Annotated in this window: 1 protein-coding gene; it reads left to right on the top strand. The window is 70.6% G+C overall.

The window, feature by feature from the left end:
• Positions 1-201 (top strand): hypothetical protein (locus BEN49_RS28990; protein ID WP_204376162.1); only part of this gene is annotated, 201 nt, incomplete at both ends.

Below are 201 nucleotides of genomic sequence, written 5' to 3'. Positions count from 1 at the left end.
TCTATAGCTGGTTCTGCACGGCGAATCCTGCCGCCCCGGGCCCCAGGGCCCCGGGCGGGCTACCCCGGCCACGAGATTTTGCCCATCGTGACGGCCGGCTATTCTATAGCTGGTTCTGCACGGCGAATCCTGCCGCCCCGGGCCCCAGGGCCCCGGGCGGGCTACCCCGGCCACGAGATTTTGCCCATCGTGACGGCCGGC

The organism is Hymenobacter coccineus (assembly GCF_001816125.1).
GTDB lineage: Bacteria > Bacteroidota > Bacteroidia > Cytophagales > Hymenobacteraceae > Hymenobacter > Hymenobacter coccineus.
Note: the sequence above shows the minus strand (reverse complement) of the source record. Positions and strands in the feature narration are given on the sequence as shown.